Origin of the sequence: Pandoraea sp. (assembly GCF_041919235.1) — a bacterium.
In the GTDB taxonomy this organism is placed as follows: domain Bacteria; phylum Pseudomonadota; class Gammaproteobacteria; order Burkholderiales; family Burkholderiaceae; genus Pandoraea.
The window spans coordinates 19,377-35,156 of record NZ_JAYRUC010000024.1 but is presented as its reverse complement, the minus strand read 5'-3'; the positions used below and the strand labels follow the sequence as shown (position 1 = coordinate 35,156).

Here is a 15,780-nt window from a genome sequence, read left to right as displayed (position 1 = left end):
ATTGTCGCGACCGGTCCCGATCGATCGTCATCGTCATACTGCGGAGCGTCTCGAAGCTTTACCATCCCGCTGCGGCTCGCAAGTCATCGTAGATTCTGGCGATGTGCATACGTCATTGCTCTGCTGAAGTGTCTCAGGATGCAATTTCCTGCTTTTGCGGAGCGTTCTGAAAAAGCCGCGTAGCCGCCGTGGTGTTGCCGGTCTTCGGCGGCTTAGGGCCACGGCTGCGACGAACTCGTCAGGAGTTGCTCCAACCGCGCGATCTGATGATGACGCGGCGTGGTGATAGCGTAGAAATGTTCCCGCAATCGACTGGACTCGCCGACTTTTACGAGACTGCCGGTGCGCAATTCGTCCTGTACCACGACTTCAGGGAGAACGGTTAGCCAACCGCTGTCGCGCGCAATCAGGCGGAGCATTGCCATGTCGTCGACCTCAGCCCGCAGTCGCGGTTTCACGCCAGCCGACAGACATAAAGCATCAAATTGTGCGCGCAATGCGTGCCGGGGTCCGGGCAATGCAAGGTCGACACCGTCGAGGTCCTCGGGCACGCGCAACGTGAGGCCTCGCCAAGGGTCGCCCGGGCCGACCAGAGAGATCGCCTGACTGCCCAGAAAGCGGCAGTGCAGCGGGCGGTCCGGATCGGTGGGTACCGGCTCGTTGGCCAGTACCACGTCGAGCTTGTGCTGCATCAGGCGCTCGAGCAAACCCTCCAGCAGACCGGATTCCAACGTTAGCGTGACTGCGGGATCCATCAGCAGCGGGCGAATCCAGTTCTCTTGATAGTTGCGCGACAAGGTGGCCACGCTGCCCACGCGCAGGCGAATCATGCCCTCGCTGTGCCCATGCAGCCTGCCGAGCATTTCTTGACCCAAGCCGAAAATGTTCTCGGCATACGAGAGCATCAACTGGCCCGTATCGGTCAGCACGAGACGGCGTCCCTCGCGCTCGAAGAGCGGCTCGTCGAGTCGCGCCTCCAACTGCTTGAGTTGTGCCGACAGCGCAGATTGCGAGACATGCAACTCTTGTGCGGCGCGGGTCAGGTGCCCCGCTTTGGCGATGCGCCAAAAGTAAAACAGGTGCCGAAAGTTCAGTTGCTCCAGTTCCATTGTTCTGTTTTATATATTAAATCGTTTTGATTAATGAATTTTACAGAATATTCGACGGCAATTACCATCCAAAAAGTTCATTTCAAGCGTGTCGATCATGGATTTATTTGCTGTGTTGCAACTGACTTCCGCCCTGGCGCCCATCGTTTTGATGGGCGCGGCTGCAGTGTCGTCATGGGCGGGAGGCGCCACGCCGGGGGCGCTCTGGAAGCGCTTCAGTCTGATGGCGGCGCTCGCATTGCTGTGCGCGGCCGTATCGCTGGCGCTGGCAATTCGTTGGGTGGCGCCGAGCCCGCTGCCCCTGTTGCCGTGGCTTGCCGAGAGTCGTTTGGGGGCGTGGATGGCTGTCTTGGTGCAACTGCTGGGCACGACTGTCGGTGTATTTTCGTCGCGGTATTTGCAGGGGGAGCCGGGGCAGTCGCGTTTTGCCGCCGCGCTTGCCGGGGTGCTGGCGGCGGTGCATCTGCTCTTGCTGGCCGACCATTGGCTGGTGTTGATTGCCGCCTGGGCCTTGATTGGCGCGGCGTTACAGCACCTGCTGTGCTTTTATTCCGAGCGGCCGTTCGCGCGGTTGGCCGCGCACAAAAAGCGCATTGCCGATCGGCTTGCGGATGTGATGTTGCTGATCGCGGCGGCCTTGATATGGCGGGCGACGGGCAGCGGCTCGTTGACTGATCTGTCGCTTTACTTGGCGCAAGGGATCGAGGGCCCGCATCCGATTGCGCTGCAGATCGGCGCCGCGTGCCTCGTCGTTGCAGTGATCTTGCGCACCGCTCTGTTTCCGGTGCATGGCTGGTTGATCCAGGTCATGGAGGCGCCGACCCCGGTTTCCGCCTTGATGCATGCCGGCGTGGTCAATCTCGGCGGATTTGTGCTGATCCGCTTCGCGCCGCTGCTCGGGGCTGCTGCCCCGGCGCGTTGGATATTGGTCATCGTCGGACTTGGAACTGCATTGTTGGCCGGGTTCGTAATGCTCACCCGCGTCAGTATCAAGGTCCGCCTGGCGTGGTCTACCGTCGCGCAGATGGGATTCATGCTGCTTGAGTGTGGCTTGGGTTTGTATTCCCTTGCCGCGCTGCACTTGATTGGCCACTCGCTATACAAGGCGCATGCCTTTCTGAGCGCCTCGACGGTCGTACGTCAAAGCACATTGCGGCGCATGCGCGGCACCGCCACCGCGTCCGCGCTCAGTGTGGCGGTCGCGCCGGTGCTGGCCGCGTGCGGCGTGGCATTGGTGCAATGGCTCGCCGTGGGTGCACGCTGGCCGTGGTGGTGGAGCGGGGTGCTGGCGCTTGCGTGGGCCCCGCTGCTGTGGTGGCCTGGGGCGCATGAGGCGCGGAGCTCCGCGGCCATGTGGCGCACTGCCTTTGGCTTGGGCTTGGTGGGCGGTCTCACGACGGCGGGCGTCATCGCTCACGCGCTGCCGTTCGGCGTGAACGACGCGCCCGACGCGCTGGCGGGCATCGTCACCTTGTTGGGTATGGGCGGGATGTATTTGTGCCTGGTCACCCTGCAACTGCGTCCGCAACGTTTGGCGGCTTGGCGGCGCTGGAGTTACGCGGGCTTTTATGTCGACGAGTTCTACACCCGCATCGCGCTGCGGCTCTGGCCGGCCCGCTGGATCCCGGCCGCCGCAGCGACTGACGACGCAAGGATCGCGCGTGCGGCCTTCGAGGCGCCCGCGAAGTAAATCAGTTGTTTTGGAGAAGTCCATGGATAGACCCGTTTCCCTATCGTCCGATCAAGCGCCCCGGCTTGGACAGCACCTGCACGACGCTGCTGCTGTGCCTACGGCCGATGAGTCGCTGGCCATGCGGATTGAGGCCGCGTGCGAGCGCGCCTGCCGGACGATTGCGCCGGCTTGGCCGCTCGATCAGGCCATTGCAGTCAACCCGCATTGGGCGCGCATCGGACGGCCGGTGCGCCAAGTTGCCGCGCGCATGGCGGTGCTAGGCGACATCCGACTGTTCCCGCCGCGCGACTATCTGGCGCAGGCATGGCACGGCGGCCGCGTGACTCAGGCTGATCTCGCGCATGCGCTGGCCGCGCTGCCAGCCGCTCAGGCGGCGAACCTGACGCCGGAGAAATGCGTCGCTGCCTTGCGCGGCGCGCCGGACTTACCGCGCTTGCCCCTGTTGATCGATGTACTCGACGACGATCCGGCGCGCCATGCGCGCCTGTCTTGGCGGCAGGCGATTACGCATCAGGTCAGCCAAACGTGCGCCGCGTACTTCGACGAGAGTCAGGCCGATTGGCAACCTGAGCGAGCGCACGGGCTGTATGGTTTTTGGCGCGACACGCTCACGCACGACCACGGCATTGGCGTGCTGATGGGCACGCCTGATTTGGGCAGGTCGCTCAACGCGCTGCCCGCCACGCGCGAGGATGCCGAGCGCTGGGTGTTGCAGCGCCTCGGTCTGCCCGAAGCGGTTTGGGAAGACTATCTGGAGGCTGTGCTCCTCACTGTGAACGGTTGGGCTTCATGGTGCGCCTACCTGGGCTGGCAAGCGGGGTTGGCTGGGCGAACGGATCCGCATTTGCGCGACTTGCTGGCGATTCGATTGGCGTGGGGCGCGATTGTGTTGGAGTACAAAGACGACGCCGTCGCGCGGCGGGCATTTGCGGCCCTGCGGGCCGAGTGGCGCCATGCGCCCCGGTTGCTGCAACGAGCAGAAGACTTGTTGGTGATCGACGAGGTTTGGCAAACGGCGCTCGAAGTGGGCTATCAACGCCAACTCGCGAGCAAGCTCAGCGTGGCGGCGGCCCCTGAAGTCGCTGCCATCGAAGCGCCCGCGATCGAGGTTCAGGCAGTGTTTTGCATCGACGTGCGCAGCGAGCCCATGCGCCGGGCGCTCGAGGCTGTCTGGCCCGCCATTCAGACCATCGGTTTTGCCGGATTCTTCGGTGTGCCAATGGCGTACACGCCGCTTGCCACCGCAGCGCGCCGACCTCAGCTTCCGGGGCTGTTGGCGCCGTCGTTAGAGGTCACCGAACAAATCGTCACGGTGGACGGCAGTCGCGCGGCCGACGGCGCAAACGCTGAGAGCGGCGAGCGGCTCATCGAGGCGGCGCGGCGCGCCCGGCTGCGGCGGTTTGCCTGGGCCGACCAGGGATTCGCCGCGAGCCGCTGGCCCGGCACCGCGTTCTCCTTCGTGGAGGCCGCCGGCGCGGGTTACCTCGGCAAGCTCATGGGCTGGCTGTCGCCATCGGCCGCGCCGCGAACGCGAGATCATCTGGCGGGCTTGTCCGCGCGATATCGGTCGATATGCCGGCCCGCGCTCGTCGGCTTCGACAGCGAGGCGAAAGTGGCGCTTGCCACGCGCGTCTTGCACGCCATGGGACTCGATCGAGATCTCGCGCCCCTGGTATTGCTCGTTGGACACGGCAGCCAGAGCGCCAACAATGCCCATGCTGCGGGACTGGATTGCGGGGCTTGCTGCGGCCAGAGCGGCGAAGTCAACGCCCGGGTGCTGGCGCAAATGCTCAATGAACCGGCCGTGCGGGAAGGCCTGCGAAAGCGCGGCATCTCCCTCCCTGAGCAGACGGTTTTCGCGGCTGCGTTGCACAACACCACGACCGACGAGATCGAAGGTTTCGATATCGACGAATTGCCGAACGCCGCGCGTGGTCGCTGGGACAAGCTGCAGGCTGTCTTCGCGCAGGCCGGCGATCAGGTGCGCCGCGAGCGCGCGACGCGTCTGGGACTCGATCCGCGTGCCGGTTATGAGCGCTTGCTCGATCAACTGCGCCGCCGCGCTGCCGATGGTGCTCAGACGCGCCCTGAGTGGGGATTGGCGGGCAACGCCGCGTTCATCATCGCCCCGCGTCGTCGCAGTCAGGGTGTGGTACTGGATGGGCGCAGCTTTCTGCATGACTACGAGGCCAGCCATGATCCGGATGGCAGCGTGCTCGAACTATTGATGACTGCGCCGATGCTGGTGACGCATTGGATCAATTGGCAGTACCACGCCTCGACGTGCGACCCGGCGCGGCTGGGAAGCGGCAATAAAGTGCTGCACAACGTGGTGGGTGGCTGCATCGGCGTGTTCGAAGGCAACGGCGGAGATTTGCGCATCGGCTTGGCGCAGCAATCGTTGCACGATGGCACGCGGTGGATGCACGAGCCGCTGCGCTTGAGCGTGATCATCGACGCGCCGCAGCATGCGATCGATCAGGTGATCGAGCGGCATGCGGTCGTCAAGCAATTGCTCGACAATGGCTGGCTGCATTTGTGGCGCTTCGAGGGTGCGGGGTTGGCTCGCTACCTTGAGGGCGGGTGGCAAGCGTTGGCGCTGTGACCCATTAGGCGCGGCATTCGCGCTCGCCTCGAACGGGGGGGCGGCACGTTTGCTGCGCGGCAGTGCCGGTGGGGCTAGGACGGGGCGTTGCCCACCGTCGACTTCCTCCCGCTTGACCCAGTCCAGCCGCGTCTGCGGCACACAACCAATCTTGGGCGCGATGGATTCAATGGCTGCCCAGAGCGATGGATACTCGCCTCGGTGCTCCTGCGCCGGCCGAGCGGCAGGCTCGCGCACCTCGGGGGAAAATTTGTTCGTCTTGTTCATCGTTCCATTCCCTCAAGAGTTGGAGCGTCCTCAAACTCTGGGGCGATTCACCTGTTGCTCGACTCTTGATACACGTCAACGGCAGAGAACGGGCAGAGTCGTGTGAAGACAAAGAATCGGTAAGGAAACTCGGCGTCAGCGGAATGGATTGCGGCAATGCCAGCTCTTGCGCTTTTCACTCCAGGGAATGCTTTTTACAAAAGCGTTGATCGCCCAGAAGATGAACTATGAGCTGCTTTTTGACGCCGCAAAAGGCTTGTGATGCTGATGTGCGCACTTGCCTGAAGCGCAAGCGTCACTCTCCAGCTTCGCCAACGCTTGAGCATGGCGCAGCACCTCGCGAACTTCCAACGGTCCGCCGTGACCCATGTGGAAATGCTTCCCACCGCTCTCGATCATACGAATCAGTTCACGCGACACGGTGGCGGGATCGTCTTCGAACGGCGGCCGGATTGCCCGCCCCTTGCGGATCATGCCACCGATAAGAATGCCTGAGGCGATCAAATCGCCGACCATCATGTCTTGGGATGACAGCTCCACCGCAATCGAACCTGGCGTATGGCCGCCTGTATGCCTCACGACACCGTCGACGCCAAAGTCGAGCAGATTGACCGTGTCGCCGTTGGTCATCATGATGTCCGGTACGAACCCCTCGTAGGGTTCATGGGGGACTGGCGTCTTGAGAAATAACTTGCCGACCCAACTCGTCGCGCAGTACGTCATCGGCTCCTTTCGACTGTAGAAATCCGCGTCATCTTGATGCGCGAGAATTGGCGCGCCCGACAATGCACGTACCCGCGCTGCGCTGCCGGCGTGGTCGGTATGCGCGTGAGTGACGACGATCAGCTTGATATCGCGGAACGTCAGCCCGTGTTTCGTGAGAACCCGGCCGATCTTGCGCTCCGATCCGGGAATGCCTGCGTCAATGAGAACGCAGCCTGCCTCGCTGCGGATGAGATGGGCGTTAACCATACCGAAAGGCAAGATCGGGATCGTGATGATCTGAGTCTGAAACATGGGATGTCCTTGGATAATCAAGCGCTGACTGCGTGCTTGTCGGGTAATGGAGAGAGGTTTAATGATCGTTGCTATGCGACGCGTTGACAGCCGCCTGCGATCAACGTACTTCCAGCGGGCGCGCGTCCTGTGGCGCAATCAATCAGCACGTAGCGGCAACAAGTGGCTTGGCAAAGTCCCGGATCAGCTCTGCTAGATCGCCTGGCGCTTCCAAGGGCGAGAGATGCCCAATGCCCGGCAGGATGTGCATGTTCGCGTGCGCGATGCGCGTTATCAACTCGTGCTGCAGCACTGCGGGCGGATCGACCTGATCTTTTTCTCCGGAAATGACGAGGGTGGGAACGCGGATCATTGTGGCTTGTTCGCTGATGTTTTCCTGACTGGCCTTCAGCGGCCATGCCGCTTTGGCAGCAGGAGCGCCTTGCAGGCTGTCCTGGACGATTGTTTCAAGGTCGCCTGGTTGCAAAGGGTTGGCTGCCAGCACGTGCTGGACGGTGGCGAGGATGCTTTCCCGACTGTCGTACGCGTTGACCATGCCTTGCCTGACTACAAGGGGCACGTTCATGGGAGAAGGCGGCGACGGCGCTACCAAGACCAGCCCCGCCAACCCTGCCGGGTGGCGTGACCCCAGCAACTGCGCGACTTTGCCGCCCATTGAATGGCCCACCAGAATGTAAGGGTCGAGGTCGAGACTTTCCATCAGGTTTTGCGCGTCATCGGCAAGAGTCGTCAGCGTATAACCGTCGAGGCGTTTGTCCGACCGGCCCCAGCCACGCTGATCGACCGCAATGGTACGAAAGTCGGGCGTCAATGCGTCGATGACATGCCGCCACGTGCGTGACGAACCACCCCAGTAGTGGAGGAAGACGAGCGCCGGCGCGTTTATCCTCGAATCCTCGACATGCAGTTTGACGGCATTCGATAAGTTGCTCATGAGATTGCTCCTGGAACGGGCTGGCAGCGCGGACATCGCGGCTGACGTGTTGTCAGGCGGCGGCCTGAAGGATGAAGTCGGCGACGACGACGGGATGCGACAACATCGGAACGTGGCTGGAGGCGATCCGTTTGATCGTTGCATCCATGCGGGTGGCCATGCGCTCTTGATCCACGGGCAGGATGGCCAGATCCTGCTCGCCGATCAGGTAGAAGGTCGGACGACTGTGCCACGCGGCCTGCGTCAGCGTGCCGCCGAGTGCCGCGCCATTGATCGGACCTTGCGTCGCGTGGATAACCGACTGCTCGACAAGATCAAGGTCTTGTGCGAACAGGGTTGCGATGCCTTTGGACGTCAACGACAGGAAGCCTTCCGTGTCGGGCCTGATCTCGTCATTGAGCGGGGCCGCTTTGAACTGGGCAAAGAGCGATGCGGCGGATTCTCCCGCATCCGGCGCAAACGCATCGATATAGACAAGTCGCTTGACCTTGGGGTCGTTGCCAGCCTGTCCGATGACGGCGCCAGCATAACTGTGACCGACCAGGACCACATCGCCTTGCGTCAGAGCGATGGCACGGCCGACCGTCGCGACATCGGCCTCGAAACTGGTGAGCGGGAGCTGGACGGCGGTGACCGCCATGCCTTTGGCGGCCAGCAGCGGAATGATCTTGGCCCAGCTGGAGCCATCAGCCCAGGCGCCGTGAACGAGGACAACGTTAGTGAGGGTCATGGAATTTCTCCTTGAAATAGGATGATGTTGCGGAGTTGATTAGCCGTGCCAGTGCGAGCAGCGGATGACGGAGCAGAAATTACCGCGATGGAAGTGCGGTTCCTTGTCGGCGATGACGTCTGCCTTGACGTTGCCGAAGGTGGTCTCGGGCTTATGCTTGATGCCGTCATAGAAGGCTTGGATGATGTCTTCTTTGAAGGTGGCTGTACGTGGGAAGGCCGCAACAACGGCCTCGCGGACGGCATCGGAATAGCGGTCATAGGTCAAGCCGAGCACGTCCATCTCGACGCCCGCGGTTGTGAGGGCGCTTACCGGATGCATGAATTTGGGGATGCCGGGCGTGGTATGTAGGGCGATGCCAGTCCATACTTTTTCGATGTCGGCAGGGTCTAGCTTGTAGCTTTGCAAGAAATCGCGTGCAGCATTTGCGCCGTCGACTTCGAATCGAAGATCGGCGCTGCTGTGCGATGGCATCAGGCCCACATCGTGGAACATCGTCGCTGCGTAAAGCAGTTCCGGATTGAAAGTGAGCCCGCGTTGTTGTCCGGCGATCGCGCCGAAGAAGTAGACTCGGCTCGAGTGGTTGAAGAGCAGCTCGGTCTCGGTGTCGCGCACAAACTCGGTGATCGCTCGGGCCAGTGCGCTGTCGGGGATGGCGATGCCATGAATTGCGGGCGCGGCGTGGTGGTTGCTGGTCATGATTTTCTCCATACGTAGCTGAAATAGCTGGCACTCGAGCAAACGAACTGTGCCGATCGCCATCGCCGTGCATTGGTGGATGTCTGGGCTGGTTCTTAACAAGCGCTTGCAGCCGACCCACTCATCATCGCGACAATGCGGTTTGGCAGCAATCGGATTGCTCCGGCGAAAACTGCCAAGCGTACGTGATAAGCTGTCAGCGGCGTTTAGGCAGGTTGGCGCCAAGAAATCACGATCCTTCATGCCTAAATGGCGAGACACTGATGGCAAAGCGAGAAATTGCACTCGTCATTTTCGATGGCGTTCAGGCGCTCGACGTCGCTGGTCCTCTTGATGTATTTACGGCGGCCAACGGCTTCTTGCCGCAAGAGGAGCATTACCACTGCGTCTTGGTGGCGGGTAGCACGAAGCGCTTGCGTAGTTCCAACGGAATGTGGATGGTCGCTGACCTGACCTTTGATCAGGCGGACCGCGCTTTTCATACAGTCCTGGTGGCAGGAGGCCCGCACCTTCCCGAAAGTGCACCCAATGAAGCCATGTCGGTTTGGCTGAGACAATGGGGTATTGCGGCCCAGCGCTATGGCTCGATTTGCACTGGTGCTTTCGCACTGGGCCATGCGGGACTTCTCGATGGGCGGACTGTCACGACGCATTGGTTTTGTTCGCAGCGACTTGCGGCGCAATTCCCCGCAGCGCGGGTTGAGCACAATCGGATTTATGCGCGTGACGATCGGCTTGTAACGTCTGCTGGCGTGACGGCGGGCATTGACCTCAGCCTCGCTTTGGTTGGAGAAGATCACGGACCTGCGCTATCGCTTGCATGTGCCAAGGCACTCGTCGTTGTCGCACAACGTCAGGGAGGCCAATCCCAGTTCAGTCCGCTTTTAACTTCGGTCCGAGATGCTGAAACGCCGCTGGGAAAAGTACAAACCTATGTCATGGATCACATCCGCGAGGCGTTTCCGGTCGAGCGGCTCGCTGAGATTGGCGGCATTAGCGCACGCAGCATCGCGCGTCTTTTCGTCAGCGAGCTGGGTATAACGCCGCATGAATTCGTGGAAGGGGTACGCCTGGATCAGGCTCGCAACCTTCTGGAATCGACGGAAATGGCCCTCAAAGCCGTCGCTTTCGACTGTGGGTTCACCAGTCCCGACCAAATGCGGAGTGCCTTTCAGCGGCGACTCGACGTCACGCCGCAGCAGTATCGAGGTAGTTTCAGAACTCGTCACTGACGGTTGCTCCGGTCCTTTGCGCAACGTCTATCTGTTTAGCGAAGGCTTGGGTTTCTACAACCATGTCCCGCATGCGATCGCGGTCGCGTTGGTGCTCGCGAGGACTGGTAACGCTGATGGCGCGCCGCGAGCTGGATCGCTTTCTGGAGAGATGTTCGGTGGAAGAACCCGTTTCCATACAGCTCGGCGAGATGCTGGCTAAGGCTACCGGAATCGCATGATCGCGAGCGAAAAATCCTTCGCGTGGATGGCGGCAACGGCACCAATGAACCAGCACTGAGTGTCCGGTTGCGGGAGGTCTGACTGTCTCTTCAGCGTCGGAAACGGACATCCGTAACTGACCGAAAACGGCCAATTGCAGTCACTGGCTCGTCCCGCAAAACTGCCATTTAAACGACTGGTTCGCATCCCAAGCCTGCTAATCGCCTACGCCTGCATCGTAGACCCGAGTGCTCCTCGAGATCCCCACGATTCGGCCTTTCACGGTTTTGGTCAGCGCTGACTTGTCAGAACGCGGCGTGCCACATACGACGACAACTATTTATTCCCTGCGCGAGACGATTTCGACCGCAACGCCAATGTTTCAAATTCTCCCGCAAGCATGGCAAGGGTGACCATCTCGAATTTTTTCAACAGGACAGCCTCGGCTTCGAGAAGCGTCGCCGAAAGATGGGCATTCACAGCTTGTTCGACAAGACATTCCGGACGATCCTCCGAAACAAGATGCGAGAAAAGCGAAGGTTCGCCGACCGCACGGTAGACGTCCAGTAGCGTAATGTTTTCGAGGGGTTTGGCAAGCACCCAACCGCCTCCGTGCCCTTTCTCCGAAGTGACGTATCCAATATCGCGCAGACCGCTGAACAAACGCCTCACGACGACGGCGTTCGTGCACAGCATTTCACCGAGCGCTTCGGAGGTGAGCGGGCCATCTGCATGCGTCATGTGAATCAACGCGTGCAAGACGCGAGACATGCGGCTATCGGTCTTCATCGTGGGCGTCCATCTCAAGAAACTTTTGAAGTTGCATAAGAGTTTAACATGGCGCTATCATGCAACTTTACAAGTTACGTAACGAGCTGGAGAGGAAACGTATGGACAAGCACTACGATGTCATTGTGATCGGCGGCAGCTTCGCCGGTCTTTCAGCCGCAATGCAGTTGGCGCGCGCGCGACGGCGTGTGCTTGTGCTCGATAGTAGAAGGCCACGCAATCGATTCGCATCACACGCTCATGGTTTTCTCGGGCAGGATGGCAAGGCGCCCGGCGAGATCATTGATGAGGCGACGGCACAACTCTCGGCTTATTCGACGGTGCACGTCGCGACAGACGAAGCACGCACGGCGGAGCGTGTTGATGATCGCTTCATCGTCACGCAAAGCAGTGGGAGCACCGCAAGCGCGGATCGATTGATCCTAGCGACGGGCGTTCTAGACGAGCTACCCGCTCTTCCGGGCCTGGATGAACGGTGGGGTATCAGCGCGCTGCATTGTCCGTATTGTCACGGTTACGAAGTCGCGGACAAACGGCTCGGCGTCCTGGCAACGCATTCACTATCGATACATCAGGCGATGCTCGTTCCTGACTGGGGACCGACGACCTGGTTTACGCAAGGCATAGTCGAGCCATCGCCCGAAGAGACTGCGTTGCTCGAAGCCCGCCATGTGCAGATCGAACGGGCGCCGGTCGTGGAAGTGCTTGGCGACGCACCCAGCATGGCGGGGTTGCGTCTCGCTGACGGTCGCGTCATCGAAATCGATGCACTGTTCGTGGGGCCGCGCACCCAGATGGCCAGTGCGCTCGCAAAGTTGCTCGGATGCGAGTTTGACGAAGGTCCGGTAGGTCCCGTTATCCGCGTAGACAAGTGGAATCAGACCACTGTTCCGGGCGTGTTCGCCGCTGGCGATGCGGCGAGCGCATGGTCCAACGCGACGTTTGCCTCGGCGGCCGGCGTTGCCGCGGGGGTTGCTGCACATCGCTCGCTCATTTTTGGCTTGTAAATGGTCGGGGAAGTGGCCGCGCCCTGACAACGGACTTTAACGCGTCGAGTGCACCAAACGGCCGTCCGCGAGGTTCGCATTCGTCCGAGGTTGCCCCGGGGCGGTCCGATCGCTTATTCCGGCGCCATTGATTTTTCCCACGGGCAGGCAAAGATCATTGAGGCTACAAGCCGAACGGCCGCTTCACATCGGAAATCGCCATTTAACCCGGTGTGTGTCGAGTGACTCAGAGGGGTCGAAAGCGCACCCTTTAACCGAAGATTTTCCACCATGGTCGTTTCATAGGACCAACGCTGTTACGCGTAGAAGCCGCTCGACAAATACTCCCCATGGCGGAGGTGTTTGTTGCGGCCACAATGGCTCGGTTTGAAATGCGATAGAGCGCTTCCGACAACGATTCATATGTCGCTTGATCTTCGCCATCAAAGCCAAGGTCATTCCATGACCCCATACCCCCGAAAACCCACGAGGACTGCGCGGCCGAAAGAAGCTGGATCGCATCCCTCGAAATAAGAGAGGAGTTGGCAAATTCCTTATGGAAACCGTGAATCGGCGACTCTGCGGAAAGATCCTCCAACCCTCTGGCAAAGCAAGCTGCGAAGCCGTCCAGCCCCTTTTGAGTTGCGAATGCTTCGACTCGCATAAGGACATCGCAAAACTGGTCGCGAAGCGACTGAAGATCTACTTGCTCGATTTCGCTTGGCGGTCGGTTCCCTGCCACTCGTCCGTAGGTCACTCGCCATATTCGCCTGTCGGCGCTCTGCTGGTCACCAACAACCCAGCGAGCCGCCCAATAGTCGGAACTATTGGGCTTATTAGCTTGCACGGACCAGACCCCGCCGCCGCCAACGAAACCTACAAGCATCCTGTCGGTCACTGTCACCCCATCGACATTGGGATCATTTGATGGCCCATGCGACATCCTCAACTCGATAAAACCATGCTCCTTCAGGTATCGGAACCATGCGGTCGGGTCAGCAGCAATTTGTCGTTCGGACCAGCCGGTCGGCGTCTTGTCCAAATCCACAAAGTGAACGAATTCGCAGAATGTGTTCGCACTGTGCTCCATACCCATGCCAGGGGAGTCGACATCTCGCAACACAGCGTTTCCTTCGAGAACTAGCGCAACGATTTGGGCGATGGTCCCTTGCATGTTTTTCCTTACGGGTAGTGATGCTTCTAGGTAGCTTGTGTTTCACCCGTATAGGGCGAATATGCGGTAAGGAGAGTGTCCCCTTAGGGGCGAAAGCGGCCCGTCGCAAACGTTAGTAATCGGCCAGGAACGGTCGCTCGAATCAAGCATCTAGATCGACAACAGGTGAGCGTTGCCTTGATGTGCCCGAAACGCATTTGGCGTAATCGGATTGAATAATGGCATTGTATGCTAGTGTGGACAATGATCTACCTCGGTATCTTGGTGTTCGGAATGGAACGCAATATAACCAGGAGCACCACATGAGCAAGACCATCCTCATCACCGGCACCTCGAGTGGTCTCGGCCGGGCTACGGCCAAGCACTTTCAGGCTAACGGCTGGAACGTCGTCGCGACCATGCGCAGGCCCGATACTGAAGTTGGACTCACGCAACTCGAGCGTACGCTGGTCACTCGTCTCGATGTCCAGGATATCCGGTCCATTCAATCGGCCGTCGATGCTGGTCTCACGAGGTTCGGCCGTATCGACGCGCTCGTGAATAATGCGGGTTATGGCGCGTACGGCCCGCTCGAGGCGACGCCGCTCGAGAAGATCCGCCGACAATTCGACGTGAATGTACTCGGTCTGCTGGCGACCACGCAGGCCCTCGTGCCTCACTTTCGAGCGAACCGAAGCGGCGTCATTGTTAATGTTTCGTCAATCGGTGGGCGGATGGCTTTCCCGCTCGGTACGCTGTACCACGGCACGAAATTCGCGGTTGAGGGACTTTCAGAGGCGCTGCACTACGAGCTTGGTGCATTCGGCGTTCGCGTGAAGCTTGTCGAACCAGGGGGCATCAAGACCGACTTCGGGGGGCGTTCGTTTGACTTTAGCAACGACGAGAAGCTCACTGAGTACCAGCCGCTCGTGCAGAATCTCTTTGGTTCGTTCGGCGCAATCATGGCGAACAGCTCATCGCCCGAACTGATCGCCGAGGTTGTCTACGCCGCGGCAACGGATGGAACCGACCAGCTTCGCTATGAGGCAGGCGCGGACGCTGCGCAGTTCCTCGCGAACCGACGTGCGACCGATGACGCTACCTTTTTTGCGGGCATGAAGGCGCAGTTCGGACTCGCGTGAGCAAGATGGGCGAGGACTGCTCGATCCGCATCGCGAGACAACGGACACAGGGTTCAATGCTAGTGCTAGACGGTGGCCATGCAGACCTCTAGTTACGCACTCGACACGACCTGGCGAACGCTATTCAAGGATCTCGGTGTCGTGCCCGCGAATGTGCTTCGGCGCGCGAGGCTTCCGGACGACCTTCTACAGCAATCGTTCGTGCGGCTCGTCCCCGAGGATTACTACCGGCTCTGGAATGGCATCGAGGCAGAGACCGGAGATCCACTCTTTCCCATCCGACTGTGTCAGGTGATTCGAAGCGAGTCTTTTTCGCCGCCATTGTTCGCGGCGCTGTGCAGCCCGAATCTCGTCGTGGCGGCACAGCGCATCGCCCGATACAAGCGGCTCGTCGCGCCTATGCGTCTCGACGTGGTAGAAGGCGGCGGTGTCGTAACAATGGAGTTGACGTGGCTCGACGCGGCGCCGATGCCCCCCGTGTCCCTGGTCGTGATGGAACTGCTTTTTTTTGTGACGCTCGCCCGCATGGGCACCCGAGAGCCGGTGAATCCGGTCGAGATCACGACCACGGTGTTGCCGTCACCGTTGGCGCCGTACGATACGTTCCTGGGCGCTCGCATGAGACGAGGCGCGAAGCATCGGATTGTGTTCACGACTGCCGATGCGACGCGCCCGTTCCTTACGTCAAACGAGCCGATGTGGGCTGCGTTCGAGCCCGAGCTACGTCAGCGCCTTGCTGATCTCGATGAACCGGCGACGACCGCAAAGCGCGTTCGGGCAGCGCTGCTTGAAGGACTTCCGAGTGGTCTTGTCACAATGGAGGCAATCGCACGAAAGCTTGCATTGAGCAGTCGAACACTCCAGCGACGAATCGAGGCCGAGGGCACCAGCTACCAGCAGATCCTGAAAGAAACGCGCGAGGCCCTCGCCCGGCACTACCTCGAGAAAACCGCGCTCCCCGCCGCAGAGATTTCATTCTTGCTCGGTTTCAATGAGCCGAATTCGTTCTATCGGGCGTTTAGAAACTGGACCGGTACGACACCGGATAGTGTGCGGCACGTACAAAAAGAACATGGATGAAGCTCTCGCAGTGATGTGCGTCCAGGTACGTCCGGCCAAGCATGTGTTTACCGCTGACAAGGCGCAGTGGTTTGTCATCACCGACGATTTGCCTCAGTTTCCGGGATTCCCTGAATGAAGTCGGGGCAGAGCCTGCGGCCGAG

General features: G+C 60.4%; 14 protein-coding genes and 1 pseudogene. 7 read left to right on the top strand and 8 right to left on the bottom strand.

Annotated features, from left to right (window positions below):
• Positions 1–212: 212 nt before the first annotated feature.
• A complete protein-coding gene (locus tag ACE3UG_RS18200) occupies positions 213–1,109 on the bottom strand; it encodes a LysR family transcriptional regulator (RefSeq protein WP_374626463.1) in 897 nt (298 codons plus the stop codon).
• A gap of 97 nt (positions 1,110–1,206) precedes the next feature.
• On the opposite strand from ACE3UG_RS18200, the gene ACE3UG_RS18195 reads away from it, so the two are divergent.
• Together ACE3UG_RS18195 and ACE3UG_RS18190 are read left to right on the top strand one after the other, a co-directional pair.
• Positions 1,207–2,799, top strand: a complete 1,593-nt coding sequence (locus tag ACE3UG_RS18195) for an NADH-quinone oxidoreductase subunit L (protein WP_374626461.1) — start codon at positions 1,207–1,209, stop codon at positions 2,797–2,799.
• A 22-nt stretch (positions 2,800–2,821) separates the two neighbouring features.
• Positions 2,822–5,407 (top strand): YbcC family protein, encoded by a 2,586-nt coding sequence (locus ACE3UG_RS18190; protein WP_374626459.1) that lies wholly within the window; start codon positions 2,822–2,824, stop codon positions 5,405–5,407.
• 84 nt (positions 5,408–5,491) lie between these two features.
• Here ACE3UG_RS18190 and ACE3UG_RS18185 read toward each other — a convergent pair.
• The 5 genes and pseudogenes from ACE3UG_RS18185 to ACE3UG_RS18165 form a co-directional block, all read right to left on the bottom strand.
• Positions 5,492–5,674 (bottom strand): annotated as a pseudogene (locus ACE3UG_RS18185) (IS3 family transposase); the annotation flags it as partial.
• A 225-nt stretch (positions 5,675–5,899) separates the two neighbouring features.
• Entirely contained in the window at positions 5,900–6,691 is a 792-nt protein-coding gene (locus ACE3UG_RS18180) for an MBL fold metallo-hydrolase (RefSeq protein WP_374626457.1), read from the bottom strand.
• A gap of 142 nt (positions 6,692–6,833) precedes the next feature.
• On the bottom strand, positions 6,834–7,625 hold the full coding sequence (locus ACE3UG_RS18175; RefSeq protein ID WP_374626455.1) for an alpha/beta fold hydrolase: 792 nt from the start codon (positions 7,623–7,625) through the stop codon (positions 6,834–6,836).
• Positions 7,626–7,677: 52 nt separating this feature from the next.
• Entirely contained in the window at positions 7,678–8,355 is a 678-nt protein-coding gene (locus tag ACE3UG_RS18170) for an alpha/beta fold hydrolase (RefSeq protein ID WP_374626453.1), read from the bottom strand.
• 39 nt (positions 8,356–8,394) lie between these two features.
• Positions 8,395–9,054 carry an HD domain-containing protein gene (locus tag ACE3UG_RS18165; RefSeq protein WP_374626451.1) on the bottom strand — a complete coding sequence of 220 codons (660 nt, stop codon included), beginning with the start codon at positions 9,052–9,054 and terminating at the stop codon, positions 8,395–8,397.
• A gap of 263 nt (positions 9,055–9,317) precedes the next feature.
• Here ACE3UG_RS18165 and ACE3UG_RS18160 point away from each other — a divergent pair, with 263 nt between their 5' ends.
• A complete protein-coding gene (locus ACE3UG_RS18160) occupies positions 9,318–10,286 on the top strand; it encodes a GlxA family transcriptional regulator (protein WP_374626449.1) in 969 nt (322 codons plus the stop codon).
• Between the two features lie 537 nt (positions 10,287–10,823).
• On the opposite strand, the gene ACE3UG_RS18155 is transcribed toward ACE3UG_RS18160, so the two are convergent.
• Positions 10,824–11,276: an Rrf2 family transcriptional regulator gene (locus tag ACE3UG_RS18155; RefSeq protein ID WP_374626447.1), complete on the bottom strand. Its 453-nt coding sequence runs from the start codon at positions 11,274–11,276 to the stop codon at positions 10,824–10,826.
• 101 nt (positions 11,277–11,377) lie between these two features.
• On the opposite strand from ACE3UG_RS18155, the gene ACE3UG_RS18150 reads away from it, so the two are divergent.
• On the top strand, positions 11,378–12,283 hold the full coding sequence (locus ACE3UG_RS18150; RefSeq protein ID WP_374626445.1) for an NAD(P)/FAD-dependent oxidoreductase: 906 nt from the start codon (positions 11,378–11,380) through the stop codon (positions 12,281–12,283).
• Between the two features lie 250 nt (positions 12,284–12,533).
• Here the strand turns inward: ACE3UG_RS18150 and ACE3UG_RS18145 are convergent, their stop codons facing one another.
• Complete coding sequence (locus ACE3UG_RS18145) at positions 12,534–13,436, bottom strand: hypothetical protein (protein ID WP_374626443.1); 903 nt, start codon at positions 13,434–13,436, stop codon at positions 12,534–12,536.
• A 302-nt stretch (positions 13,437–13,738) separates the two neighbouring features.
• Here ACE3UG_RS18145 and ACE3UG_RS18140 point away from each other — a divergent pair, with 302 nt between their 5' ends.
• From ACE3UG_RS18140 to ACE3UG_RS18130, 3 genes are all read left to right on the top strand, one after another.
• Complete coding sequence (locus ACE3UG_RS18140) at positions 13,739–14,557, top strand: SDR family oxidoreductase (RefSeq protein WP_374626441.1); 819 nt, start codon at positions 13,739–13,741, stop codon at positions 14,555–14,557.
• Between the two features lie 78 nt (positions 14,558–14,635).
• Entirely contained in the window at positions 14,636–15,637 is a 1,002-nt protein-coding gene (locus ACE3UG_RS18135; protein WP_150583183.1) for an AraC family transcriptional regulator, read from the top strand.
• On the top strand, positions 15,630–15,755 hold the full coding sequence (locus ACE3UG_RS18130) for a hypothetical protein (RefSeq protein ID WP_374626438.1): 126 nt from the start codon (positions 15,630–15,632) through the stop codon (positions 15,753–15,755). Before ACE3UG_RS18135 ends, ACE3UG_RS18130 begins: the two co-directional genes overlap by 8 nt.
• Positions 15,756–15,780 lie beyond the last annotated feature (25 nt).